This is a genomic window from Streptomyces vinaceus, from assembly GCF_008704935.1.
In the GTDB taxonomy this organism is placed as follows: domain Bacteria; phylum Actinomycetota; class Actinomycetes; order Streptomycetales; family Streptomycetaceae; genus Streptomyces; species Streptomyces vinaceus.
The window spans coordinates 4723471-4748161 of record NZ_CP023692.1; the positions used below are offsets into that span (position 1 = coordinate 4723471).

The window sequence follows — 24691 nt, forward strand, 5'->3', positions numbered from 1 at the left end:
TCCGACCCGCGTCTCGATGGGGGTGACCGTCCCTTGGTCCTGGCCCGCGACCTCGACCCCAGCGCCTCGCCGCTGGACTACTACGGCTACGAACTGCGCCGGCTGAGAGAGGCCGCCAATCTGAAACAGGCGGCGCTGGGCGGGATCGTCTACTGCACCGGCTCACTGATCGGCCAGATCGAAACGACGAAACGGGTCCCGACCCGGGACTTCTCGGAGCGGGTGGACGCGGCGCTCGGCACCGACGGCCACTTCTCCCGCCTGGTGGGCCTGGTCCTGCGGAGCGTATTGCCGACGTGGTTCCAGCCGTACGCGGAGATGGAAGCCCGGGCGACGTACATCTCCACGTTCCAGTCGCAGTTGGTCTACGGGCTGCTCCAGACGGAGGCGTACGCGAAGGCGCTGCTGGCCGTGGAGAATCCGGACAGGGTCGACGGGATCGTGGCGGCGCGCTTGGAACGGCAGCGCATACTCGCTCGGGAGGTGCCGCCGGTGCTCCTGGTGGTGCTGGACGAGGCGGAGCCTCATCGCAACGTCGGCGGCAGCGAGGTCATGCGGGAGCAATTGGCCCATCTGCTGAGCTTCGTCGGTCGGCCTTGGATCCAGATCCAGGTGCTCCCCTTCTCGACCGGCGAACACAGCGGGATGATGGGGTCGTTCAACCTCCTCCGTTTCGACGGCGACCCTGATCTCTTCTACGCGGAGAGCTATGACTCGGGCCATATGACGGCCAATCCGCAAGTGATCAGGGAACGTTCGGTCGGATACGCTCGGCTGCAAGCCGCGGCCCTCCCGCCGGAGGAATCGGCCCTTCTGATCGCACGCGTAATGGAGGAACGCTATGGGGACCCGTGTGGACCTGTTGAGCGTGCAGTGGCGTAAGTCGTCCTACAGCGGTACCAATGGCGGCGACTGCGTCGAGTGCGCCCCCCTCGGCGCCGCCGCCTGGCGCAAGGCCTCGTACAGTGGCCCCACCGGCGGTGAGTGCGTCGAGGTCGCCACCCAGCCCTGCGGTGTCGCCGTCCGGGACTCCAAGAACCCCGAAGGCCCCGCCTTCACGGTGGCCCCGGAGGCGTTCACCGCCTTCGTGCGCAGCCTCTGAGGGGTCCGGGCGGAGCCCTGGGGGCACCTCCCAGCGGTAGCTGGGGGAGGAACGGAGGAAGGGCGGGGCGGGGAGAGGGCTCCGCGCAGCGGCCCCGTACACCGCCCCGCAGGGTCACGCCCCGGGGCGGGTGCCGATCATCTCGGCGATCAGCTCCGGGGCCACCGCGCGCGAGTACAGCCAGCCCTGCCCCGTGTCGCAGCCGACGCGCCGCAGCCGGGCCGCCTGACCGGCGGTCTCCACGCACTCGGCCGTGACCGTCAGCCCCAGCCGGTGCGCGAGCTGCACCAGGGCCTCGACGATGGTCTCGTCGGCCGGGTTCGGGTGGGTGCCCTCCTCGTAGCGGAAGCCCCGTACGAAGGAGCCGTCGAGCTTCAGCACGGAGACCGGCAGCCGGCTCAGGTACGCCAGGTTCGAGTACCCGGTGCCGAAGTCGTCGATGGCGATCCGCACGCCCATGTCGCTCAGCGCCTGGAGGGCCTGGAGCGGCCGCCCGGCGGAGCCCATCACCGCCGACTCCGTCAGCTCCAGCTGGAGCAGCTGCGGGGCCAGCCCGGTCTCGGCCAGGATCTCCGCCACGTCTCCGACGAGGTCGGAGTCCCACACCTGGCGGACCGCCACGTTGACGGAGACGAAGACCGGGGAGTCGCTCGGCTGCTCGATCTGCCAGCGCCTCGCCTGCCGGCAGGCGGTCCGCAGGACCCACCGTCCCAACTGGACGATGGAGCCGTCCTCTTCGGCGATCCCGATGAACCGATTCGGCGTCAGCATGCCGAACTGCGGGTGGTTCCAGCGCACCAGCGCCTCCACCCCGCGCACCGCGCCGCTCTCCAGGTCCACGAGCGGCTGGTACTCCAGCTGGAACTCGCCCCGCTCCACGGCCGGCCGCAGGGTCGAGGTCAGGGCCTGGCGGGTCATCCGGTGCGCGTTGCGCTCCGGGTCGAACAGCGTCCAGCGGGCCTTGCCGTCGGCCTTCGCCCAGTACAGGGTCGTGTCGGCGGCCTGCATCAGCCCGGTCGCCGAGGTCCCGGCCGCGGCCCGCTCCACCACGCCGATCGACGCCGAGACCGAGAGCCGCTGCCCGGCCAGGTCGAACGGCTCCTGTACGGCGGCCAGTACGCTCTGCGCCAGGTCGGCGAGCTGCTCGGTGCCGGTGGAGTCCTCGACCAGCAGGGCGAACTCGTCGCCGCCGAGCCGCGCCACCAGGTGCCCGCCGGTGCGCCCGTACCCGGACTGGTCGGCGCACTGCGTCAGCCGGGCCGCGACGGCGGTCAGCAGCCGGTCGCCGACCCGGTGGCCCAGGGTGTCGTTGACGGCCTTGAACCCGTCGAGGTCGAGGTAGCACAGGCCGATCCGGCCCGTCCCGCCCTGCTCGTACGAGGAGGCCTCCAGGGCGGCGGAGAGCCGCTCGAAGAACAGCGCCCGGTTGGGCAGCCGGGTCACCGGGTCGTGCATCTGGAGGTGCCGCAGCCGGGCCTGGAGGTCGCGGCGGTCGCTGATGTCGGCCACGGACAGCAGCACGTCCCGGGTGCCGGGCACGGGCCCGAGGGTGACCTCGGTCCACAGCGAGTGCCCGTCGGGGTGTTTGAGCCGTCGGGTGCAGCGCAGCCGTGCCTGGCGGCCGCGCAGCACCTCCTGGTACGCCTGCCAGGTACGGGCCTCGGCGCCCAGGTCGACCAGGTCGGCCGCGCACTGCTCGACGAGTGCGTGCGGCTCCGCGCCGAGGAGCCCGGCCAGGGCCGCGTTGGCGGCGACGACGTGTCCGGAGCGGTCGACGACGGCCATGGCGAGGTGGGCCGCGTTGAAGGCGGCCCGGTAATCGCGCAGTTCGGACTCGGTCCGGGTCGGCGCCGACGGCACGGCCGGCACTGCTTGGTGACGCTCCGTAGTGGCCGATCGGATGCTGTCGGCCGCCGAACCGGTTCCCTCTGAGGTTCCGCTCACCGTTGGCTCCCGCAGTGCTCGTGAGTGTCCGTGCAGGAAAGTGTGCCGATCATAGAGGCACCGTACGGCCCTATCCAGCGGCGTCGCCGTGCGGGGCACGGGACTTCGGCGTGCTGACGCCTCTTCGGGCAGATCCCGGGCGATCGTTTCTGCACAGCTCTGAGCAGCGGAAGTTCCCCGATGATCTCCGGTGATCGGTCGTGACGTTCTGTAGGCATGTGGGTGAACCCCCCGGGTCACCGGCTTGCCGTAGTGCTCACTCGTGTGGGGCAGCGGAACAGGGCATTAGTAAGACAATCCCCCCAAGGTGGAGCGAGATGGTACGAATCCACCACCGGAGGTCGATGTGCCGCGACAGCAGACACCCGGGGGAGTGGAACGCTCCCGCATGAGAAGCACGGCGGCGGCGCTCACCTCCTTGACGGCGCTCGCCGCCATGTCGCTCGTCGCAGGTCCCGCGGTCGCCGATCCGGGGGCGGGGCCGTGCGCCCTGACCCGCACCTCGGCGCACCACTCCCTGGGTCTCGACACCTGGAACCGCGCCTACCCCAAGCCGGAGCGCACCCTCCACGCGGTCATGGTCTTCCTCTCCTTCCCCGACCACCGGACCACCCTGACGACCGAGCAGCTGACGGGCGACTACTTCCCCGCGACCAGCGATTTCTTCGAGCGCGCCTCCTACGGGAGGTTCCGTCTGGAGCCGCACCCGCAGCAGCGGTGGATCCCGATGCCCAAGCCGTCGACGGCGTACGGGATACAGCGTGACTGGGCGGCCCAGGACCGGGCGGCCTACCTGCGGGACGCGGTCGCGGCCGCCGACCGCGAGGTGGACTTCTCGCAGTACGACGTCGTGTACTTCGTCGCCGACCCGGACGCGCCCGGGGTGGACTCGGACGCCACCAAGGTCGTCAACTTCGACCGGCCGATCCGGGCGGACGGGACGGACCTGCGGCGGATCGTGACCGTCTTCGAGCGGCACCCGCCGGACCGCAACGTCCTCGCGCACGAGACCGGGCACGTCTTCGACCTGCCCGACCTCTACCACCGGCCGAGCGACGGCAAGGGCGACTGGGACACGTACGTCGGCGACTGGGACGTCATGGGCAGCCAGTTCGGGATGGCGCCGGACCTCTTCGCCTGGAACAAGTGGAAGCTGGGCTGGCTGGACTCCTCCCAGGTGGACTGCGTGCAGTCCGGCTCCTCTCTGCACACCCTGCTGCCGCTGGCCCAGGCCCCGGCGCCGGGCGCCTCGGGCGGGACCCGGCTCGCGGTGATCCGTACGGGTACGGGCAGCGCGATCGCGGTCGAGGCGCGGGGCTCCGCCGGCAACGACGGGGACACCTGCACGGAGGGGGTCCTGGTCTACCGGGTGCGCAACGAGGCGGCGTCGGGCGGCGGGCCCATCGAGGTGCTCGACGGGCATCCGGACTCGGAGGCGTGCTGGGACCGCTCGGTGTACCCGCCGCTGGCGGACGCACCGCTGGAGGTGGGCGAGGCGTTCACGGTGCCGGGGGAGCGGATCAGGATCGAGGTGGCGGATCGCACCCCGTCGGGCGCGTACACGGTCAAGATCACGACGTAGTGCCGCGGCAGGGGAACACGAAGAAGGCCCCCACTCGCGTGGGGGCCTTCTTCCGTCTGTGCGCCGCCAGGGACTCGAACCCCGGACCCGCTGATTAAGAGTCAGCTGCTCTAACCAACTGAGCTAGCGGCGCTTGCTGACGAGGAAGACATTAGCAGGGAGATGGCCGGAAGGAAAAATCGATATCCGCAGCTCGGGCGGCGCGCAGGTACGCCCACAGGAGTGCCTCGGGTCCGGGCAGCCACGGGGAGCGGGTGTCGGGGGCGACGACCCAGCGGGAGGGCCCGGGGGTGGCGTCGAGCGGGGGCACGGTGACGGCGTCGCCGCGGCCGTGGCACAGCGGCGCGGGTACGGAGGCGCCCCATTCCTCCCAGGCGAGGAGCGCGGGGAGGCGGTGCGCGGTCCCGGTGGCGGCGAAGAGCAGCATCCGCCCGCGGTGCACGGCGACGGGCCCGGAGCCGGGGCCCTCGGCCCAGAGCAGGTCGAGCATGCGGCGGCCGACGACGAGCGGGACGTTGACGACGTCGAAGGCGGTCCCGCAGGGCAGCACGGCGGGGGCGGTGGCCCGGGCCTCCCAGCGCGCGAGGGTGCTGTGCGGGTGCGCCGACGCGGAGGCGAGCCAGGCGGCGCCTTGGGGGGTGACGTGGGTGGCGGTGCGTGCGTGCGGGGCGGGGCAGGCGGGGGCCGTCGTCAGCGTCGTCATACGTTCCGGTGTACCGGGGGTAGCGAGTTGGTTTCCAGGAGTTACGGAAAACCCGGACAGGACGGGGGATGGTGGGCTATGTTGCGCCCCGCATATGCCAGATGCGGCCCCGCAGGTTCCTACCGGGCGTCCGGGCCCGCTTCGCGCTGGAGGGACTCGCCGAACTCGATCATCTTGAGCGCGTAGTCCTCGGTCCAGTCCGCCTGCGCGGCGATCTCCGCCGGCGGCAGCCGGTCGAACCGGCGCGGATCGGCGAGCTGTGCGGCGGCCAGGGCCTGGAACTCCACCGCCCGCTCCTGCGCCGCCCGGAAGGCGAGCGTCAGCTCGGTGGCGCGGGTCAGCAGCTCCCGCGGGTCCTCGATCGACTCCAGGTCGAAGAAGTGCTCCGGGTCCGTGGCGGCCTCCGAGGGCTCGAAGAGCAGCGGCGCGGGCCGCGGCTTCCGCTCGGTCGTCCGCTCGGGCTCTGCCATGCGTGTCCTCCTGCTGCGCGTTCGGGATCCTTCCGGGCCACCCTCCATTGTCCAACGCCGCGCAAGAGCGCCGCCCCGGGCCTCGTCAGGGCTTCCAGGGCACGCGGTGTTCCGCGCCGCCCCGGGCCCCGTCAGGGCTTCCAGGGCACGCGGTGTTCCGCCAGGTGGGCCAGGACCGAGTGGTTGGCCTCCCAGCCGTCCGGGAACTTCACCGTCACGCCCAACTGGACCGGTTCCGTGGAGGGGTGTTCGTCCAGCAGCTCCGCTATCCCCGCCCGGGCCACCACCACGCAGGCGTGCCGGTGCCGCGAGGCCAGGACGCACAGACGGCCCGTCTCCAGGTGGAAGGCCGTCGCGTCCGGGCGGCCCGACAGCGGGTGCAGCACCACCGTGAGGTCGTACTCCCGCCCCTGGAGCCGGTTCGCGGTGTCCACCGTGACCCCGGTGACGCCCAGCTCCGCCAACGCGGCGCGGACCGCCGCCGCCTGGTCCCGGTGCGCCGTGCCGACCGCGATCCGGCCGGCGGTCAGCGCCGTGGGCACCTCGGACTGCTCGTCCGCCGTCACCGCGCCCCGGTCCAGCGCCCGCCGGACCACCAGGGCCACCGCCCGTACGGCCTCCGGGTCGGTCCGCGGCGTGTGCCGCGCGGGCAGCTCCAGCAGGCCCCAGCCCGACTCGGCGGCCTCGTCCAGCACCCGGTCCGGGCCCGAGCCGTCGCCGGCCACCCCGTACGACAGCCGCCGCTCGCCCGGGCCCGTACCGCTGCGGAACTGCGTGTACGGGTAGAACGCCCGCGACACCAGCGGCGCGGCCGAAGCCGGGAGCCGCCAGGACACCGGCAGCCGGTGCTGCGGCAGCTGCGGGTTGTGCGCCAGCAGGGTGCTGACGGCACTCGCCGAAGGGTCGTACGACAGCCCGGCCCACTGCTCGGCGCCGACCACGCTGAACGGGTCCAGCTGCCCCGGGTCGCCCACGAACAGCGCCCGGTCGAACAGCCCGGCCACGGCCAGCAGCGCGTCGGAGCGCATCTGGTACGCCTCGTCGACGATGGCGTGTTCCCAGGGCTCGGCGTCCTTCACGTACGCCCACTTCGCCGCCGTCGAGATGGTGACCGGCAGCTCCGCGAGGTCCTGCGGCTTGGCGGAGAGGGTGACCGAGGGCAGCTCGCGCAGCGCCGGATCGTAGGCGTCGCCCTCGCTGCTGTGCAGCCGGCCGACCTTCAGCTCCGGGTCCTTGTCGGCGAGGCGCAGCACCAGGTCGTCGACCTGCGCGTTGGTCTGCGCGACCACCATCAGCCGGCGCCCGGCCGCGGCCAGCTCCCGGGCGGCCCGCACCACGAGCGTGGACTTGCCGGCCCCGGGCGGCGAGTCGACGACCACGCCGCGCTCACTGCCGTGCAGGGTGTCGCGCAGGATGGCGGCGGTCGCCTCGGCGGCCGCGGCCCCCGGGTCGAATCGCTGCTTGGATGCGGTGCTCACAGGATGTCCTCGTCCGTCACGGCGTCGGGCAGGGGAGGGGCGGTCGCGGATCCGGGCGGGCCGCCGTGCGTCCACGGGGTCTTCTCCGGGTCCGGCAGCTTCGGGCCGCCGCGCGCGTCGTGCTCGAACAGCGTCCAGCAGACCCGGTCGCCCTTCTCCGGCACCGAGCCCGGCTCCGGCTCCCTGCCCCGGCCCATCTTGTCCAGCAGCCGCAGCACGAGCCGCCCGTCCTCCTCGAAGCGGACGAACTGCGCCGCCTGCGGGCGGCCCTCCAGCGAGCGGAACACCTTGCCGCCGCCCTCCGCGAGCTGGGGACGGTCCTCCGTGGCCACCGTCACCAGCGGGCGCGGACTCGGCCGCTTCGACTCCGTCCACTCCATCACGACTTCGGTGACCTCGCCCGCGAAGGCCTCGCCCGCCAGCCTCCGGCCCGCCATCACCAGCGGATCGTCCAGCGCCTCCTGGGCGTCGAGCCGCACCTGCTCGGTCTCGCGCGTCGCCAGCTTCTGCGCCGCCGTCACCGCGTCGTCGCGGCGCGGCTGCGGGGGCTCGCCCGCCCGGACCCGGTCGCGGTGGCCGGTGTACGACCAGCGGTCGCGGGTCCAGCGCTCCTCGGCCCGCTCCCCGGCCGGCAGCGCGCGCAGCAGCTCCAGCGACTGCCACACGGCCCGCCACGTGGGCCGCATCTGCTCCGCGACGAGCTCGCGGACGGCCGCCTCGGCGCGGCCCACGGCCTTCGGATCGCCCCCGGCGCGCGCCGCGTCGTAGCGGGCCATCGCCGGGGCCAGCAGCTTGTTGTCGAAGGCCGGGTCCGTGGCGGGCCCGGCGGGCGGCACCAGCAGCTGCCCTTCGCGGTCGCGGGCCAGCTCGGCGCGCAGGGCGGCCTCCGCGCCCGATTCGCCCTCCGGCGGGGCTATCCACGACAGCAGGGCGCCCAGGTGCTGGTCCTCCAGGTTGCTCTGGCCGGTGGCCCAGTGGCGGGCGAGCAGCTCCGTCGCCGACAGCAGCATCGAGGCCCCGGGGACGCGGGAGCGCTCGCCGAGGTGCGTGAACCAGCGGCCCAGCAGCGGTACCCGGGTGGGCGCCGGATACGGGTTCTCCGGATCCTCCTCGGCCGTCCGCCGGAACCGCATCGACCGCCCCAGCAGCCGTACGTACTCGATCCCGGCCCGGCTCGGCACGATCAGCTGCGGCGCGTCCAGGCAGAGCTCGGCGGCGACCTTGGTCTTGGCGCCGGTGTCCGGATCGGTCTCGGTCCGCTCCACGTACTCGACGTCGTCCGCGTATCCGTCCAGGTACGGCAGGATCACGTCGGCGAGGTCCGCCAGGAACGTCCAGCGCAGGTCCCGGTCGCGCGGCTGCGGGACGACCAGCAGCCGCGGCTCCGCGGGGTCCGTGCCGACCAGCGCCCCCAGCGGGGCCCCGGCCTCTCCCGCCGTGGTCAGGGGCACGAGGACCATCGGGCGCTCGCTCAGGTGCCGGTGGCGTACGGTCGCCAGCGGCCGGGCCCGGCCCGCCCGGACGGCCTCCAGTCGCGCGAGGGTGGTCAGCAGGGACATCCGGCCGCCTCCAGGGCCTCGGCGCGCAGCCGGGCGGCGTGGTGCAGCGAGGCCGCCGTCGGATCGTCGGGACCGCCGGAGCCGGCGGCGGCCGCGAGGGCTTCCCCGACGGTGGTGAGCGCGCCGAGCTCCCCCCGTACGGAGCGGCCCAGGGCGGTCACCGCGCCGGCGGCGCGGGCCCGCTCCCGGCAGTGGAAGGCCAGCTCGCAGGCGGCCAGGCATTCGGGGGCGTAGGCGGCGGAGACGGCCGCGACCGCCTCGGTGAGCTCCTCGGCGGTGCGCTCCGGATCGAAGCTGAGCCCCTCGGGCAGGGCCGCGGCCAGCTCCTCGACCCGGGTCAGCCGCTCCAGCTGGCGCCGGGTCACGGCCCGCTCCCGGCGGATGTCGACGGGCGCGGCGGCGGGCATGTTGGAGAAGTCCTTCGGGCAGACGAGGAGCGCGGTGTGCCCGACCACGGCGGAGGCCAGCTTCCCTGCGGTCTTCTCCAGGGCCAGCACGTACACGGCGGCCTGCCGCGCGGCGGCGCCCACCTTCGCGGCGTCGGCGGCCCCGTCGATCATCGGGAACGACTTGATCTCCACGACGGTCCAGCGGCCGTCGGGGTGCACCACGACGGCGTCGGGCTCCAGGTAGGCGGGGGAGCCCGCCACCTCCAGGGCCAGCATCGGATGGTCCAGCAGGGTCCACGTACCGGACGCGGCCGCGGCGGCGGTCGCCTCGCGCAGGGCGAGCGCGGTGCGGGCGGCGCGGCCTTCGGGGCCGGCGGCCGTCAGGTCGGGGACGTGCGCGCCCGGGCCGGGGGGCTCGGATCCGGCGCCGAGGTGCTCGTGCACGAGCCGCAGGAGTTCGGCGCCGCCGTCTCCCTTGACCCTCGCCTCGAAGGAGTTCCCGCGGATGATGGCGAACTGCGACTGGCCGAAGGCGGCGGGCGAGCCGAGGGCCGCGGCCAGGGCGGTCTTGTCCACTCCGGCGCCGTCGAGCAGGGCCCGTCTGCCGCATCCGGGGTTGGCGGCGAGCGCCGCCAACGCGCGGGCGTCGAGCGGGCGGGGCGGCACGGCGGGGCCGCGCAGGTCAGCGAGCCGCTGCCGCAGTGTCGTCGTCGGAGGCGGGCCGCTGGGCGGGTAGGAGCTCACGGGCGGAAGTGTCCCATCCGCCACTGACAATCGGGGCGGTACCGGGGAAACCGGCTGCCCGGGCTGCCGTCCGGGCCGCCCGCCGGGGCGCCCAGGGGGCCGCTCGCGGCGTGGACAGCCGGCGAGTGATCGCGTACCCGGCGGCCATCACGGCCGCCCCGGCGGCCGCGTCCAGGAAGTAGTGGTTGGCGGTGCCCATGACCACGAGCGCGGTGACGGCGGGATAGGCGACGCCGAGCGCGCGCAGCAGCGGGTGGCGCCCGTGCCGCCAGAGCAGCACCCCGCACCACAGGGCCCATCCGACGTGCAGGCTCGGCATGGCCGCGTACTGGTTGGTCAGGCCCCCGAGCCCGCGCGGGGCGCTGGCCTCGGCGCCCCACCAGCCGTAGGCGCTGTACTGGGCCATCGTGTCGCTGAACCCGTGCGCGGCGTCGAGCAGGCGCGGCGGGCAGGTGGGCATCAGGGTGAAGCCGACGAGTCCGAGGAGGGTGGAGACCACGAGCCAGGTGCGGGCGGAGCGGTAGTGCCGCGGCCGGCGCAGGTACAGCCAGACCAGCACGGCCGGGGTGACGAGGTAGTGCAGGGAGGCGTACATGAAGGCGGCGGGTATGCCGAGCAGCCCCTGCCGCGAGAACAGCCGGTTGAGCGGCCGTTCGAAATCGAGGCCCAGCAGTTCCTCGGTCCGCAGGAGGGAGAGGCCGTGGCCGACGGCGAGGTGCACGTCGCCCCGGGCGAGGAGTCTGCCACCGGTGTACGCGCCGTAGACGAGCCCCAGGAGCAGCAGTTCGGCCCACCACCGGGTGGGCTTCTGCCGATCAGTCATACGGGATAGGACGCTTGTGCGACTGGGTGGGTTGCCTGGTGTTCATGTGATGGATGATGGATGGACGACGCAACCGCCCAAAGTCGTACGAACCACTACTTACCGGGAGAGTTCCTATGGCCCCCCGCATCCTCCTGGCCCGGCACGGCCAGACGGCGTGGTCCCAGCTCGGCAAGCACACCGGACGCACGGACGTGCCGATGCTGGAGGAGGGCAGGCGCGGCGCGAAACTGCTCGGCGAGCGCCTCGCCCGCGCCCCCTGGAACGGCCTGCCCGGCGTGGAGGTCCGCACGAGCCCGCTGGTGCGCGCGAGCGAGAGCTGCGACCTGGCGGGCTTCGGCGCCCAGGCGGACCCGTGGCACGCGCTGATGGAGTGGGACTACGGCGACTACGAGGGCATGACCCCGGCCGAGATCCAGGCGATCCGTCCGGGCTGGCTGATCTGGCGCGACGGCGTGCCGGGCGGCGAGTCCGTGGCCGACGTCGCGGCCCGCGCGGACGAGGTCGTCACCTGGGCCCGTTCGGCGGAGCGCGACGTACTCGTCTTCGCCCACGGGCACATCCTGCGCACCCTGGCCGCCCGCTGGCTCGGCCTGGAGGCCTCCTTCGGCGCCCGCATCCGCCTGGAGCCCACGTCGCTGTCGGTCCTGGGCTGGGCGTACGGGGCCCCCGCCCTGGAGCGCTGGAACGACACGGGCCACCTGGACCTCTGACGCCCTCCGGGGCCGCGCCGAAGTCCCTTGTCGGGCCGGATGGTTGGGGGGGGATCGGCGCGGCTGCGGGGGCGACGGCACCCGGACCGCGCGGTCTTCGGGTACGTCGACGGCCGAAGCGGCCGAAGCGGCCGGACGCGGCGGCCGGGCGGTCAGACCGCGGCGTGGCGGGTCAGGAAGGCGTCCACGCGGGGGCTGCGCTGGTGCGGGACCAGGGCGCGGGCCGTGCCCGAGAGCATGGACCGGATCCGGGTGGACTGGACCTCGGCGAGCAGGTCCAGGACCCGGCCGCCCGCCCAGGCCGCCTCGTCGGGTGCGCCCGCGCGGGCCAGGTCGTCGGCCAGCTCGGCCGTGTAGAGGGCGACGTTGCGGGCGAAGTGCGGATCCTGGAGGTCGGCCGCGCGGCGGGCGTGCCGGGCCGCGCGGGCGTGCTCCCCGAGCGCCGCCCAGCACCGCGACTCCAGGGACTCCAGTTCGGCCTCGCCGAAGAAGGACATCCACTCCGGGTCGGCGGCCGCCGTACCCCGCGAGAACTCCGTGTGCGCCCGGGTCAGCGCCTCCTCGCAGGCCTTGCGGTCGGCCAGCCCCGCCCAGCCGCCCGCCTCGCGCAGGGCGAGCAGCGCCAGCAGCCGCGGGGAACCGAGGGAGCGGGCGGCGCGGCGGCCCGCCTGGGCCGCCCGTACGGACTCCCGCGGACGCCCGCAGTCCCGCGCCAGGAAGGCCATGTTGCTGAAGGCGTGCGCCTCCAGGCCGGCGTCCCCGGCGACCCGGGCCGTCGCGAGGGCCTCGGCGTAGTGCGAGCGGGCGTCGTCGAAGCGGCCCGAGTCGTGCGCCAGCCAGCCCACGGAGATGGCCAGTTCCCCGGCGCCCGCGTGCAGCCGGTCCTCGGTGGACTGCCGGGAGGCCCCCGCGTCCAGCAGCGCGTAGGCGGTGCGCAGGGGCTCGGCGGCCTTGCGGTACAGGGCGTCGGCCCCGTGCCGGTCGTCCAGCAGCCGGATCTGGCGTACGGCCTCCTCGACCGCGGCCGCCTCGGACTCCCCGGCCCGTGAGGGCAGCCGGCGGGCGTCGCCGAGCAGGGTGAGGCCCAGCGTCGCGGCCGCCACGGTAGCGGAGCCGCCCGCCATGAACGCGCGACGCAGCACGTCGCTCTCCTTGGGGGTGAAAGGTACGGAGCGCTGCGCGGACCGGCCGCGGACCGCCTCGCGCGGGGAGAAGCCGAGGTCGGCCAGGGTGCGGCCGGGGAACATGTGCAGGAAGACCCGCTCGTACGCGTAGTTGGGACAGCGGATCTCGCCGGATTCGACGCGCCCGATGTAGCGGGCGTCGCAGGAAACCGTTTCTCCGATCTCCTTCGCGGCCCGGCGCACCATGGCCGCGAACTCGGCCGGGGAGTTGCGGTCGCGCAGTCGCCGGAACGTCTGATTGGGTGAGTGGGGGAACGCCGCCATGGACGTGGCCTCTCTGGCAAGGGACGCACCGCCGGTTCCGCGGGATGGGGCAGGTCCGGCGCGCATGAACGTACCGCCAGAGGCGGGCGGCTGACGCGGTGTTTGGCTACAAAAGGGATATCTCACCCGCGATCCGCCATGAACTGCCATCCTTTGCAGCGTCTTGCCACCGCACCCGTTGACGTTTTCGCGCGTTGAGCCCGTGCGGGGTGTGAGGTGACTCCCGCCCCGCTCGTACGCGGATCGAGGAGGGGTTCCCTTGGTGGAGGGCGGCATGGAGAACACTGGAATGAACACCGCGCCCGTGTCTTCGGGCGCGACCCCCGTCCCGACCGCGACCGCCGTGGCGGTGGCGGTGGCCCCGGTCGCCCCGATGGTTCCGGCGGTCCCGGCGGCCCCGGTCGCCCCGCAGGCTCCGGCCGAGGCGCCGGACCTGGTGACCGTGCCCACCCGGCAGGGCCTGGAGGCCGTGGACATCATCCGCCGCGCCGCCAGCCGGGCCGGCGGGGTCGGCCCGGTGCTGCACGACGGGTCCGGCGACACCCTCGGCTTCCTCGTCCCGCCCGGCACCGCCGACGCCTGGGACATGCCGGGCAGCGCGTGCACCCAGACCAACGGACGCGGCATGCGCTTCGGCGACGCCTCGCCGACCGCCGGGGACACCGGCTGGCTGCTCCCCCCGGAAGCGGTCGGTCCGGTCACCGACCCGGAGGTGTTGCGCGCCGCGCTCGGCGAGGCCGCCCGCCTGATCGAAGCGGCGGACAACTGTCGCTGACGGCTGCCGCCGACCGCTGCCGCTGACCACTGCTGCTGACGACTGCCGCGGACCGGCGACAATGGGGTCGTGGCAGGCAAGGGCAGAGGCAGCGGCGGTGGCAGGCAGCGCGGGAGCGCGGGCTCCGGGGCGGTCGTCGGGCAGGTGGACGGCGGCACGGCGGAGCTGGCTCCCGACCGGGAGCGCGCGCGGGCCTGGACCCTGCTCATCGACGGAGCCCCGCAGTCACATGTGGACCTGGCCGATCCGGGGTACCTGGACTTCGCCTACCAGCGGCGCATCGGCCACCTCATCGACCTCGTCGCCCCCGCCCGCCAGCCCCTGAACGTGGTGCACCTGGGCGGCGGCGCCTTCACCCTCGCGCGCTACACGGCCGCCGCCCGGCCCCGCTCCACCCAGCAGGTCGTGGAGATCGACGCCGCGCTGGTGGCCTTCGTACGGGAACACCTGCCGCTGGACCCGCAGGCGCGGGTCCGGGTCCGGGCGGTGGACGCGCGGGCGGGCCTGGCCAAGGTCCCGGACGGGTGGGCCGACCTGGTGATCGCGGACGTGTTCAGCGGTGCGCGCACCCCGGCGCACCTGACGAGCGCCGAGTTCCTGGACGACGTACGCCGGGCCCTGGCGCCCGGGGGGTGGTACGTGGCCAACCTCGCGGACGGCCCACCGCTCGCGCACCTGAAGGGTCAGATCGCGACGGCCGCCTCGCGCTTCGGACACCTGGCGCTGGCCGCCGATCCGGTGGTGTGGCGGGCGAAGCGGTTCGGCAACGCGGTGCTGGTGGCCGCCGACCGGGAGTTGCCGGTCGCCGAGTTCACCCGCCGGGTCGCGAGCGATCCGCATCCCGGCCGGGTCGAGCACGGCCGCGCCCTCGCCGATTTCGCGGGCGGCGCGGCCCCGGTCGCGGACGCGTCGGCGGTGGCCTCCCCGGAGCCCCCGCCGTCGGTCTTCCGCTGAGACCCCCTAGCCCTCGTACGTCTCCACCATCGGCGGGTGGCCGTTCCAGGTGCAGAACACCGACATCTCCCGGCCCGCCTTCGTGAAGGTGACCCGGATCCAGTACGGCTGCTTCCACACCTGCATCTGCCAGCCGGCGTCCGGCGTCGCCGAAACCAGCTCGGCCGAGGACGTGCCGAGGTCGAAGACCACCCGGCCACCGGTGACGGGGTAGGCCTTCACCGTGCCCGGATCCCCGCCGCCGCCCCGCTGCCCGTCCGGGTCCGGGCTCGGCGGGGCCGCCTTCTGCGGGGGCTTCGCGGCGGAGGCGGCGGGCGAGGGCGAGGCCGAGGGGGAGGGGGACGCGGCGGACGGGGACGGGGCGTCCGCGGCCGGTCCGGTGGAGGGCGCCGCCGCGCGGTGCGTCGAGGAGGACAGCGGCTGCGTGGTGAGCGGCACCGCGAGCGGCGGATCGTAGGCCGTTCCGGACATGACCGTGTGCACGCCCCACCAGGACAGCGTCACCGCCGCCCCGGTCGCCAGCGTCCAGGCGAGTGCGTGAACAAGTCCTCGGTGCATCAGGGCACATACTGCACCACCCGCCCCGCAGGTGGTCCGACACCCCGCGGGGTCCCCCGAATGGACTACGGTGCGGGCCATGGCAAGTGTGCTCGTGGTCGAGGACGACCAGTTCGTACGTTCGGCGCTGATCAGGCACCTGACCGAGGCCTCGCACACCGTGCGCAGCGTCGGTACGGCCCTGGAGGCACTGCGCGAGGTCGCCCACCACCGGTTCGACGTGGTCATCCTCGACCTCGGTCTGCCCGACCTCGACGGGTCGGAGGCGCTGAAGATGCTGCGCGGCATCACCGACGTACCGGTGATCATCGCCACCGCGCGCGACGACGAGGCGGAGATCGTCCGGCTCCTCAACGACGGCGCCGACGACTACCTGACCAAGCCCTTCTCCGTGGAGCACCTCTCCGCCCGGATGTCCGCCGTCCTGCGCCGCGCCCGCGCGGCCTCCGGGGCCGAACCGCCCTCGCGCGTGCTGCGGGTGGGCGGGCTGGCCATCGACCCGCTGCGGCGCCAGGCCGAGCTGGACGGGGCCGTACTGGACCTCACGCGGCGGGAGTTCGACCTGCTGGCCTTCCTCGCCGGGCGGCCCGGGGTGGTCGTGGCCCGGCGCGAGCTGCTCGCCGAGGTCTGGCAGCAGTCCTACGGGGACGACCAGACCATCGACGTGCACCTGTCCTGGCTGCGCCGCAAACTGGGCGAAACGGCCGCGCGCCCGCGGTACCTGCACACCCTGCGGGGGGTCGGCGTCAAGCTGGAGCCGCCGCTGTGAGCGCGCCGGGCACGGTGAGCGCGCGATGAGGTGGGCGCTGGTCAAGGTGTGCCTTGCGGTCACGGCCATGGTGGTCGTGGCCTTCGCGGTACCGCTCGGGCTCGTCGTCCAGGAGATGGCCAGCGACCGGGCCTTCTCCAACGCCGAGCGCCAGGCCGCCACCATCGGGCCGACCCTCTCCATCACCACCGAGCCCGGGCAGCTGAGCAAGGCCGTGGAGTCGACGCAGATGGGCGCGGCCCGGCGGATGGCGGTCCACGTGCCCCCGGTCGGCGGCAGCGCGCCGGTGGAGATCGGTACCACGCGGGCCGGGGTGCACGCCGTGGAGGAGACCCGGCGGCTGGGGCGGGCGATGACGGTCCGGCTGGCCGGGGGCGGCTCGGCGCTGCTCCAGCCGACCGCCCTGGGGTCGGGGGACATCGCGGTCGTGGAGGTCTTCGTACCGGAGAGCGAGGTCAGCAACGGCGTCGCGACGGCCTGGGTCGTCCTCGCGGGCGTCGGCCTGGCGCTGATCGTGGGTTCGGTGGCGGTCGCCGACCGGCTCGGAGCCCGGCTGGTGCGCCCCGCCGAGCGGCTCGCGGACGCGGCGCACCAGCTGGGCGAGGGCCGGCTGGGGGCGCGGGTGCCGGAGGACGGGCCGAAGGAACTCCGCTCGGCGGCCGTCGCGTTCAACTCGATGGCGGACCAGGTGGTGGAACTCCTCGCCAACGAGCGGGAGCTGGCCGCCGACCTCTCGCACCGGCTGCGGACGCCGCTGACGGTGCTGCGGCTGAACGCGGCCTCGCTGGGCGACGGGCCGGCCGCGGAGCAGACCCGGGCGGCGGTGGAGCAGCTGGAGCGGGAGGTCGACACGATCATCCGTACCGCCCGCGAGCAGCGCGCCCCGGCGTCCGGCGCGGCCGGCGGCGGGGGCGGAGCGGGCTGCGACGCCTCGGAGGTGATCCGCGACCGGATGGCTTTCTGGTCGGCGCTGGCGGAGGACGAGGGCCGCGAGGTGCGGCTCGCGGGCGTCGACCGTACGGTACGGCTCCCGGTGGCCCGGCCGGAGCTCGCGGCCGCCCTCGACGCCCTGCTCGGCAACGTGTTCCGGCACACCCCGGAGGGCACGCCGTTCGCGGTGGACGTCCACGACGCGGGGGACGCGGTCATCGTGCTCGTCTCGGACGCGGGCCCGGGCATCGCCGATCCGGACGCGGCGCTGCGGCGCGGCAACGACGGCGGGCGGGACGGTTCGACGGGGCTCGGGCTGGACATCGTGCGCCGGGTCGCGGAATCGACGGGCGGCGACGTGCGGATCGGGCGCTCGATGCTCGGAGGGACCGAGGTCAGGGTGTGGATCGCCCTGGACGACCGGGCGCGGGGTGGGGCGGGGGGCGTACGGACGCGTCGGGTGAGCCGGCGCAAGCGGCGCGGCTGACGCGTACCGTACCGGGTTGTTGGTTGTTGGTCGTCCCTTCTCCCTTCCCCAACGGAATGGAACCGGTCATGCGTTACGCAGTCCTCGGCACCGGCATCGTCGGCCGTACGGTGGCCGCCCGCCTCGTCTCCCTCGGCCACGAGGTGGTCATCGGCACCCGGGATCCCGGGGCCACCTCGGCCCGTACCGAGTACGCCGAATGGCAGCAGGCCCACCCGCAGGTCGCCCTCGCCCCCTTCGCCGACGCCGCCCGGCACGGCGAGGTCCTGGTCAACGCCACCGGGGGGCAGGTCAGCGTCGCCGCCCTGACGGAGGCGGACGCCGAGCACCTGGACGGCAAGGTGCTGATCGACATCGCCAACCCCCTGGACTTCTCACGGGGGTTCCCGCCCACCCTCGACCCGGTGGACGACGACAGCCTGGGGGAGCTGCTCCAGCGGACGTTCCCGGCGCTGCGCGTGGTCAAGACGCTGAACACGATGAACTGCCAGGTCATGGTCGAACCGGCGCGGGTGCCGGGCGAGCACTCCGTGTTCCTGTCGGGGGAGGACGCCGACGCCAAGAAGTCCGTGCGCGAACTGCTGTACTCCTTCGGCTGGCCGGAGGCGAGCGTCCTCGACCTCGGCGGGATCGAGTCGGCCCGCGGTACGGAGATGCTCCTGCCCATCTGGCTCCGGCTGATGGGCACGCTCGGCCACACGGACTTCAACTTCCACATCCAGGGCGCGTCGGCGGGCGACTGAGGGCCCTGCGGGGGGCGCGGCCGGGTCGGGGCCGGATGGGCGAGGCGATGTTGCCGGTCCCGGCGGCCCGGCCGAGCGTGGGCCTGACGGAAGGAGTCAGGCATGAGAGTCATGCTCCGGGCCCATATCGACACGCAGGCCGCCAATGAGGCCACCAGGGCCGGCGTCCTGCCCCAGGCCATGAAGAAGCTCATGGACAAGGTCAAGCCGGAAGCCGCGTACTTCGGCCCCTCCGAGGGCGTCCGGAGCTGCTGGATCGTCTTCGACATGCAGGACAGCTGGGAGATGCCGGCGCTGCTCGAAGGACTCTTCACGGAGCTGAACGCCGAGATCGAGATCAGTCCGGTCATGAACGCGGAGGACCTGGCGAGGGGGCTCTCGCAGATGCAGGGCGGGTAGCGGCCGGAACGCGGTGCGCGCCCGGCGTGTGCGCGCACCCGTGTCCGTGCGCGTACCCGTGTCTGTGCCCGTGTCTGTGCCCGCACGTCCGCTCTGTGTCCGTGCGTCCGCGGCCGCACGGGCGCGGGCCTGGGCGGCGGCCGCCACCGCGAGCGTGCGGGGGCGGCCGCCGGCGTCTGTACGGGGGCTCAGCCGCCGGAGTTGAGGCGCTGGGCCTGGGCCCGGCCGACCTCGGCGGCGCGGTGCAGGTAGTCGGCGATGACGGCGAGTTCGGAGTCGGAGTAGCTCTCCAGGACCGCGCCGAAGGCCCGGCCGGGGGTGTCCCAGGCCTCGCCGATCCGCCGGCGGGCCTCGGGGGCGAGGGCGACGAGGGAGCGGCGCCGGTCGTGGGGGTCGGCGAGCCGCTCGACGATACCGGCCTTGACCAGCCGGTCGACGAGGCGGGTGGCGGAGCCGGAGGTCAGGCCGGTGAGGCGGGCGATGTCACCGGTGCTGACGGGCCCGGGCTCCATGTCGAGGAGTCCGACGCACTGCATGTCGGTGGGGTGCAGGCCGACGTGGTCGGCCATCGCCTGGTTGAAGAGCGAGTAGTCGGCGTAGTGCCGCTGGCTCTCGGTGACGATCCGCGCGAGCAGCTCGGCTCGGCTCCACTCATCGCGGGCGGCGTCACTCGAACGAGGGGAATCGGTTGACATCGGCTTCTCCATGCCTGAAATTTATCTGTGTGGCGCAGAGTATTCGTGATGCAGAATCTGCGCCGCGTATTCATTCTAGCGTGGACACCGTCCGCCCGAACAGAAAGCAGGACCCGCCATGTCGATCCTCGTCACCGGTGCCCGTGGCTCCGTCGCCCGCGGTCTCGTCTCCCTCCTCGCCGCCCGCGGAGTCCCTCACCGCCTCGCCTCCCGCGAGCCGGACACACCCGGTACCGTCCGCTGCGACCTCGGCGATCCCTCGACCTTCGCGGGCGCCCTGGCCGGAGTCCGGTCCGTCTTCCTCTACGCCGAGGCCTCCGCAGCCGGAGCCTTCGTCAAGGAGGCTTCCGCCGCCGGAGTCGAGCACGTCGTGCTCCTGTCCTCCTCCTCGGTGCTCGCCCCCGGCGCCGCCGACAGCCCGCTGGCCGCCTCCCATCTCGCCGTCGAGGAAGCCCTGCTGGCCTCCCCGCTGCGCACCACCCTGCTGCGCCCCGGGTCCTTCGCGAGCAACACCCTCGGCTGGGCCTGGGCGCTGAAGTCCGGCCGCCCGGTCCACCTGCCCTACCCGGGCTCCCACTGCGACCCGGTCCACGAGGCCGACCTCGCCGAGGCCGCGTTCGCCGTCCTCACCGACCCGGCCCTCGCCGGCCGCGCGTACCACCTGACGGGTCCGCACTCGCTGACGTTCGCGACCCAACTCGCGATACTGGGCCGGGTCCTGGGATCCCCCATACCGTTCGAGACCGTCTCCGCCGAGCAGTGGAAGGCCGAGGTCGAGGGGTACATACCCGGCCCCTATGCCGACGAGCTCCTCGACTACTGGGCCGCCCGTGACGGGCTCCCGGTCGAGACCACCGACGCCGTGGAGCAGCTCACCGGCCACCCGGCCCGCTCCTTCGAAACCTGGGCCCAGGACCACGCGGAGGCCTTCCGCGCCGAGGGGGCGCCCGCACAGTAGCGCCGTCCGTCCGCGGTGCAGACGGGACTTTGCGGCCACCCCCTAGGGTGTCGGGTTTACGCGGGCCTAAGCCGCCGCTGAACCGCCTCCGGCGGAGCGTGCCGGGCCCGGCCCGACCGGCCGGGGCGGCAGCGTCGGGGAGCTGCGCGGCCGGGCCTTCTCGGGCAGCGCTCCTCCCGCTGCCCGAGGGGTAGATTCGGCAGTGGGAGGCAGCCATGAGCGGGCACGGGCGCAGGGGGGGACGGCCGACGCTGGAGGAGGTCGCCGCACGCGCCGGGGTCGGGCGGGGCACGGTCTCCCGGGTGGTCAACGGGGCCTCCGGGGTCAGCGAGCGCACCAGGGCCGCCGTCGAGGCCGCCGTCGAGGAGCTCGGGTACGTACCCAACCGCGCCGCCCGGGCGCTGGCCTCCAACCGGGCCGACGCCGTCGCCCTCGTCGTCCCCGAGCCGCAGTCCCGCTTCTTCGCCGAGCCGTACTTCTCCGACATGGTCCGCGGGGTCGGGGCGGCCCTCGCCGAGACCGACGTCCAGCTGGTCCTCACCCTCGCCGGGAGCGACCGCGAGCGCCGCCGGCTCGCCCGGTACCTGGCCGCGCACCGCGTCGACGGGGTCCTGCTCGTCGGGGTCCACGCCGAGGACCCGCTGCCCGAGCTGCTGGCCGGGCTCGGGATCCCGGCGGTGGTCAGCGGCCGCCGCTCGGCCGCCGAGCCGCTGCCCTACGTGGACTGCGACAACCTGGCGGGCGCCGCCGGGGCGGTGGGCCACCTCCTCGACCGGGGCAGGCGCGCGGTGGCCACCGTCACCGGGCCGCTCGACGTCTACGGGGCCCGGTGCCGGCTCGACGGCTACCGGGAGGCGCTGACGGCCGCCGGACTCCCCGTCGACGGGGCGCTGATCGCGCACGGGGACTTCACCGAGGAGGGCGGCCGCCGGGCGGTGCGCGAGCTGCTGGAGCGCCGCCCGGACCTCGACGCGGTCTTCGCCGCCTCCGACGTGACGGCGCTCGGCGCCCGCCGCGAGCTGCGCGCCGCCGGCCGCCTCATACCCGGCGACGTGGCCCTGGTCGGCTTCGACGACTCGGTGGCGGCCCGGCACATGGAGCCGCCGCTGACCAGCGTCCGCCAGCCGGTCGAGGAGATGGGCCGGACCATGGCGCACATCCTGCTGGCCCGGATGGCGGGGGAGCCGGGGGACGAGGCCGTGGTGCTGCCGACCGAGCTGGTCGTACGGGAGTCCTCGTAGACGTTCCCGCAGGTGTTCGCGTCGGCGCACAACGCAAAGGGCCCCGGCCGCTTTCGCGTACCGGGGCCCTCTCGCAGGGTGAGTGACGGGACTTGAACCCGCGGCCACCTGGACCACAACCAGGTGCTCTACCAGCTGAGCTACACCCACCATGTCCGGTCGGAAAACCGACCGGCCGAAGAAAAGGGTACAGGGTCCGGGAGGGTGCTCGCGCCCCCCTTTCCCCCGTCCGTTCTCCGGGGGCTCCCGCCGGGTCCTATTCGGCGGACAGGGTGTGCTTGGCGGCGATCGCCCGGGCGGTGTCCGAGTCGGGCCCGGGCTGCGGGACGAAGACCGCCTCCCGGTAGTACCGGAGCTCGGCGATGGACTCCTTGATGTCCGCGAGCGCCCGGTGGTTGCCGTTCTTCGGCGGGCTGTTGAAGTACGCCCGCGGGTACCAGCGGCGCGCCAGCTCCTTGACCGAGGACACGTCCACGATCCGGTAGTGCAGGTGGGCCTCCAGCGCGGGCATGTCGCGCAGCAGGAATCCGCGGTCGGTGCCGACCGAGTTCCCGCAGAGCGGCGCCTTGCGGGGCTCCTTCACGTGTTCCCGTACGTACGCCAGGACCTGCGCCTCGGCGTCCGCGAGGGTGATCCCTTCGGCCAGCTCGTCGAGCAGTCCGGAGGCGGTGTGCATCTCGCGCACCACGTCGGGCATGGTCTCCAGGGCCGCGTCCGGCGGGCGGATCACGAGGTCCACGCCTTCGCCGAGCACGTTGAGCTCCGAGTCGGTGACCAGTGCGGCCACCTCGATAAGTGCGTCGTCCGTCAACGAGAGCCCGGTCATCTCGCAGTCGATCCACACCATGCGATCGTTCATGCGGCCCAGCTTATGCGGATAACGCGGAAGGTCCCCCGCTTCGGTGGCGACCGATGCGGGGGACCTTCCGTGAGGCAGTGCCCGTGGCGGGGGCTACGCGTGCTCGCGCAGGACCCGATTGGGGGCGTACAGCTCGGTCACCGTCGGGCCGGCCGCGGCCAGGGCCGCCGCCGCCCGCTGGGGCTGCGGGGTGCGCTGGTGCGGTACGGGGCTCCCGGACATCTCGGTGACCGTGGACACGTCGGCCTGCGGCCGGCGCGCCCGGTAGGCCGAGCGGTAGGCGGCCGGGGAGGACCCCAGCTGGCGCCGGAAGTGCCCGCGCAGCGCGACCGGCGAGCGGAATCCGCAGCGCCCGGCGACCTCGTCGACCGAGTAGTCGGAGGTCTCCAGCAGCCGCTGGGCCTGGAGCACCCGCTGGGTGATCAGCCACTGGAGCGGCGCGCTGCCGGTGAGCGAGCGGAACCGCCGGTCGAAGGTGCGCCGGCTCATGTACGCGCGGGCGGCGAGCGTCTCCACGTCGAACTGCTCGTGGAGGTGCTCCAGGGCCCAGGCCACGACCTCCGCCAGCGGGTCGGCGCCGATCTCCTCCGGCAGCGACCGGTCGAGGTAGCGCTCCTGGCCGCCCGTGCGCCGCGGCGGGACGACGAGCCGGCGGGCCAGTGCCCCGGCCGCCTCACTGCCGTGGTCCGTGCGCACGATGTGCAGGCACAGGTCGATTCCGGCCGCGGTGCCCGCGGACGTGAGCACGTCGCCGTCGTCGACGAACAGCTCGCGCGGATCGACATGGACGGACGGGTACCGCTTGGCCAGCGTCGGCGCGTACATCCAGTGCGTCGTCGCGGGCCGGCCGTCCAGCAGACCGGCGGCGGCGAGCACGAAGGCTCCCGTGCACAGTCCGACGATCCGGGCGCCCTCCTCGTGCGCCAGACGCAGTGCGTCGAGCGCCTCCGGCGGCGGCGGTGAAGTGATCGAGCGCCAGGCGGGAACGACGACCGTGCCTGCCCGGGCGATCGCCTCCAACCCGTACGGCGCCGTGAGCTCGAGTCCGCCGGTGGTCCGCAGCGGACCGTCCTCCCCGGCGCAGACGAGCAGTCGATAGCGTGGAACTCCCGCGTCCTGCCGGTCGATGCCGAACACGGAAAGTGGAATGGAGCTCTCGAAGATCGGGCCGCCGCTGAACAGCAGCACCGCGACGATCTCCCTGCGGCGACGCCCCGCGAGCTTCCTGCCGGCGTCAGCGACGACGGCGGTGGAATCCTGGCTCATGGCTAAGCCCCCCTTGGGTGTCGCGACTCCTTGGTCTGGTCGCACCTGCACGTTTCCCCTCGGCCTTGCACGTGGATCCCCCGCCGTAAATACATGATCGAATCTACTGCGTCCCGTGGTGTCGGCGTGACAAGTTCAGCACGCAGCGCTATGTCGACTTGGCAACTTGGCGAAAAGCATTCGATCAGGAAGCCTTCCACTCCGCTACCGGAGTGGGAAGCTCGCCCTCCAGCCATGGCCAGTACCCGTAGGGTCTCGGAGCCCCCTCGGCTCTGTCGTCGCTGGTGGTAGGGGGGTTGAGGGGGCATTCCGGCAAGACCGGCACCCTTCCGGGAAGTTGGCTGAAAACATGCGGGTGTGGGTGTGCGAATCAGTCAGTCCTCTGGGGAGATTCCACCGGACGTGTGGCAGCCGCGGCCCCCGGACCCGCTCCCGGTGCGCGCACGCCGGCGGCGCCCGCCCGGTGGCAGCCGGTCCTCGGCGAGCACCAGGGCGGCCCGCTGCGCCTTCTCCGAGTAGCGCAGCATCGCCCGGCACACCGCCGTGACCGCGACCAGCCCGAGCGTGGCGACGGCCGCCCCGCCGAAGGAGGTCCCGTACACGACGAGCACCACGGGCACGAGCAGGCAGCTGAAGGCGGCCCAGCGCACCACGTCACCCGCGGGGTCGTCATGGGGGCGTCTCGCCGAGTGCACGGACGGGTGAACGGGCGCGGGCGTGAAGTGCGGTGTCGTGTCGGTCGGTCGGGCGGGGCGGGCGGACCGGAGGGTCCGGGTGGACTGGGTCGGCTGAGCGGGCTGGACGGGGTGAACCGGATGGCCGGGCACGGCGTGCTCCCTGCGGGCTCTTCCTGGGCGGTCGGACGCCTGTCCAACGGCGCGCGGCGCGGCTCGGTCACTGCGCGCACGGGTGGCGCAGGCGCGGCCGGTGCGGCAACTCGTCACTGGCTGTAGGGGACAGCGGCCATTGCCAAGGAGCCCCGTCTCCGGCATGCTCCCTGGGACGCTCTCCAAGGGTGGCAAGCCCTGTGCAGGACAGGAGTGTCGCCGTACCCTGGTGGGTAAGGGCTTGGGAAGATGCTTCCCGGACAGAGCTCCGTCAC

General features: G+C 73.7%; 24 protein-coding genes, 2 tRNA genes and 1 pseudogene. 12 read left to right on the forward strand and 15 right to left on the reverse strand.

The features are described from left to right. Positions 1 to 33 precede the first annotated feature (33 nt). Together CP980_RS21320 and CP980_RS21325 are read left to right on the forward strand one after the other, a co-directional pair. Complete coding sequence (locus tag CP980_RS21320) at positions 34 to 882, forward strand: helix-turn-helix domain-containing protein (RefSeq protein ID WP_150528834.1); 849 nt, start codon at positions 34 to 36, stop codon at positions 880 to 882. Then, a complete protein-coding gene (locus CP980_RS21325) occupies positions 842 to 1102 on the forward strand; it encodes a DUF397 domain-containing protein (RefSeq protein ID WP_150528835.1) in 261 nt (86 codons plus the stop codon). The genes CP980_RS21320 and CP980_RS21325 overlap by 41 nt, the downstream gene beginning before the upstream one ends. 114 nt (positions 1103 to 1216) lie before the next feature. On the opposite strand, the gene CP980_RS21330 is transcribed toward CP980_RS21325, so the two are convergent. After that, positions 1217 to 3046, reverse strand: a complete 1830-nt coding sequence (locus tag CP980_RS21330) for a putative bifunctional diguanylate cyclase/phosphodiesterase (RefSeq protein WP_373312890.1) — start codon at positions 3044 to 3046, stop codon at positions 1217 to 1219. 346 nt (positions 3047 to 3392) lie between these two features. Here CP980_RS21330 and CP980_RS21335 point away from each other — a divergent pair, with 346 nt between their 5' ends. Then, a complete protein-coding gene (locus CP980_RS21335; protein ID WP_099892121.1) occupies positions 3393 to 4628 on the forward strand; it encodes a M6 family metalloprotease domain-containing protein in 1236 nt (411 codons plus the stop codon). 59 nt (positions 4629 to 4687) lie between these two features. Here the strand turns inward: CP980_RS21335 and CP980_RS21340 are convergent. The 7 genes and pseudogenes from CP980_RS21340 to CP980_RS21370 form a co-directional block, all read right to left on the reverse strand. Further along, positions 4688 to 4761: transfer RNA gene (locus tag CP980_RS21340), tRNA-Lys, on the reverse strand. Further along, positions 4752 to 5331, reverse strand: a pseudogene (locus CP980_RS21345) (bifunctional DNA primase/polymerase). Before CP980_RS21345 ends, CP980_RS21340 begins: the two are co-directional and overlap by 10 nt. 119 nt (positions 5332 to 5450) lie before the next feature. Further along, positions 5451 to 5801: a hypothetical protein gene (locus CP980_RS21350; protein WP_132754976.1), complete on the reverse strand. Its 351-nt coding sequence runs from the start codon at positions 5799 to 5801 to the stop codon at positions 5451 to 5453. 131 nt (positions 5802 to 5932) lie between these two features. After that, on the reverse strand, positions 5933 to 7279 hold the full coding sequence (locus CP980_RS21355; protein ID WP_150528836.1) for an AAA domain-containing protein: 1347 nt from the start codon (positions 7277 to 7279) through the stop codon (positions 5933 to 5935). Next, positions 7276 to 8838 carry a hypothetical protein gene (locus CP980_RS21360; RefSeq protein ID WP_150528837.1) on the reverse strand — a complete coding sequence of 521 codons (1563 nt, stop codon included), beginning with the start codon at positions 8836 to 8838 and terminating at the stop codon, positions 7276 to 7278. Before CP980_RS21360 ends, CP980_RS21355 begins: the two co-directional genes overlap by 4 nt. After that, positions 8826 to 9971, reverse strand: coding sequence for a hypothetical protein (locus tag CP980_RS21365; RefSeq protein WP_150528838.1), 1146 nt, complete (start codon positions 9969 to 9971; stop codon positions 8826 to 8828). The genes CP980_RS21360 and CP980_RS21365 overlap by 13 nt, the downstream gene beginning before the upstream one ends. Then, positions 9910 to 10794, reverse strand: a complete 885-nt coding sequence (locus tag CP980_RS21370) for a phosphatase PAP2 family protein (RefSeq protein WP_132754984.1) — start codon at positions 10792 to 10794, stop codon at positions 9910 to 9912. The genes CP980_RS21365 and CP980_RS21370 overlap by 62 nt, the downstream gene beginning before the upstream one ends. A gap of 116 nt (positions 10795 to 10910) precedes the next feature. Here CP980_RS21370 and CP980_RS21375 point away from each other — a divergent pair, with 116 nt between their 5' ends. Beyond that, positions 10911 to 11507 carry a histidine phosphatase family protein gene (locus CP980_RS21375; protein ID WP_150528839.1) on the forward strand — a complete coding sequence of 199 codons (597 nt, stop codon included), beginning with the start codon at positions 10911 to 10913 and terminating at the stop codon, positions 11505 to 11507. Positions 11508 to 11659: 152 nt separating this feature from the next. Here the strand turns inward: CP980_RS21375 and CP980_RS21380 are convergent, their stop codons facing one another. Next, positions 11660 to 12955: an NsdA family TPR-like regulatory protein gene (locus tag CP980_RS21380; RefSeq protein ID WP_150528840.1), complete on the reverse strand. Its 1296-nt coding sequence runs from the start codon at positions 12953 to 12955 to the stop codon at positions 11660 to 11662. Between the two features lie 274 nt (positions 12956 to 13229). Between CP980_RS21380 and CP980_RS21385 the strand changes: the two genes are divergently transcribed. Together CP980_RS21385 and CP980_RS21390 are read left to right on the forward strand one after the other, a co-directional pair. Next, positions 13230 to 13730, forward strand: a complete 501-nt coding sequence (locus tag CP980_RS21385) for a hypothetical protein (RefSeq protein WP_373312891.1) — start codon at positions 13230 to 13232, stop codon at positions 13728 to 13730. Positions 13731 to 13799: 69 nt separating this feature from the next. Next, positions 13800 to 14684: a spermidine synthase gene (locus tag CP980_RS21390; protein WP_150528841.1), complete on the forward strand. Its 885-nt coding sequence runs from the start codon at positions 13800 to 13802 to the stop codon at positions 14682 to 14684. 6 nt (positions 14685 to 14690) lie between these two features. Here the strand turns inward: CP980_RS21390 and CP980_RS21395 are convergent, their stop codons facing one another. Beyond that, positions 14691 to 15242, reverse strand: coding sequence for a hypothetical protein (locus CP980_RS21395; protein ID WP_132754990.1), 552 nt, complete (start codon positions 15240 to 15242; stop codon positions 14691 to 14693). Positions 15243 to 15321: 79 nt separating this feature from the next. Here CP980_RS21395 and CP980_RS21400 point away from each other — a divergent pair, with 79 nt between their 5' ends. From CP980_RS21400 to CP980_RS21415, 4 genes are all read left to right on the forward strand, one after another. Next, complete coding sequence (locus CP980_RS21400; RefSeq protein WP_132754992.1) at positions 15322 to 16011, forward strand: response regulator transcription factor; 690 nt, start codon at positions 15322 to 15324, stop codon at positions 16009 to 16011. A gap of 25 nt (positions 16012 to 16036) precedes the next feature. Next, complete coding sequence (locus CP980_RS21405) at positions 16037 to 17428, forward strand: sensor histidine kinase (protein WP_150528842.1); 1392 nt, start codon at positions 16037 to 16039, stop codon at positions 17426 to 17428. Positions 17429 to 17496: 68 nt separating this feature from the next. Further along, complete coding sequence (locus CP980_RS21410) at positions 17497 to 18171, forward strand: NADPH-dependent F420 reductase (RefSeq protein WP_150528843.1); 675 nt, start codon at positions 17497 to 17499, stop codon at positions 18169 to 18171. 102 nt (positions 18172 to 18273) lie between these two features. After that, complete coding sequence (locus tag CP980_RS21415) at positions 18274 to 18570, forward strand: DUF3303 family protein (protein WP_150528844.1); 297 nt, start codon at positions 18274 to 18276, stop codon at positions 18568 to 18570. 188 nt (positions 18571 to 18758) lie between these two features. Here the strand turns inward: CP980_RS21415 and CP980_RS21420 are convergent, their stop codons facing one another. Then, positions 18759 to 19265: a MarR family winged helix-turn-helix transcriptional regulator gene (locus CP980_RS21420; protein WP_132755000.1), complete on the reverse strand. Its 507-nt coding sequence runs from the start codon at positions 19263 to 19265 to the stop codon at positions 18759 to 18761. Positions 19266 to 19383: 118 nt separating this feature from the next. Between CP980_RS21420 and CP980_RS21425 the strand changes: the two genes are divergently transcribed. After that, a complete protein-coding gene (locus CP980_RS21425) occupies positions 19384 to 20223 on the forward strand; it encodes an NAD(P)H-binding protein (RefSeq protein ID WP_150528845.1) in 840 nt (279 codons plus the stop codon). A 215-nt stretch (positions 20224 to 20438) separates the two neighbouring features. Continuing rightward, entirely contained in the window at positions 20439 to 21464 is a 1026-nt protein-coding gene (locus tag CP980_RS21430; RefSeq protein ID WP_150528846.1) for a LacI family DNA-binding transcriptional regulator, read from the forward strand. Between the two features lie 77 nt (positions 21465 to 21541). Here the strand turns inward: CP980_RS21430 and CP980_RS21435 are convergent. The 4 genes from CP980_RS21435 to CP980_RS21450 form a co-directional block, all read right to left on the reverse strand. After that, positions 21542 to 21614: transfer RNA gene (locus CP980_RS21435), tRNA-His, on the reverse strand. A gap of 106 nt (positions 21615 to 21720) precedes the next feature. Beyond that, on the reverse strand, positions 21721 to 22323 hold the full coding sequence (orn, locus tag CP980_RS21440) for an oligoribonuclease (RefSeq protein ID WP_099892157.1): 603 nt from the start codon (positions 22321 to 22323) through the stop codon (positions 21721 to 21723). Between the two features lie 93 nt (positions 22324 to 22416). Beyond that, complete coding sequence (locus tag CP980_RS21445; RefSeq protein WP_099892159.1) at positions 22417 to 23589, reverse strand: helix-turn-helix domain-containing protein; 1173 nt, start codon at positions 23587 to 23589, stop codon at positions 22417 to 22419. A 374-nt stretch (positions 23590 to 23963) separates the two neighbouring features. Next, entirely contained in the window at positions 23964 to 24284 is a 321-nt protein-coding gene (locus CP980_RS21450; protein WP_165937235.1) for a hypothetical protein, read from the reverse strand. Positions 24285 to 24691: the final 407 nt, after the last annotated feature.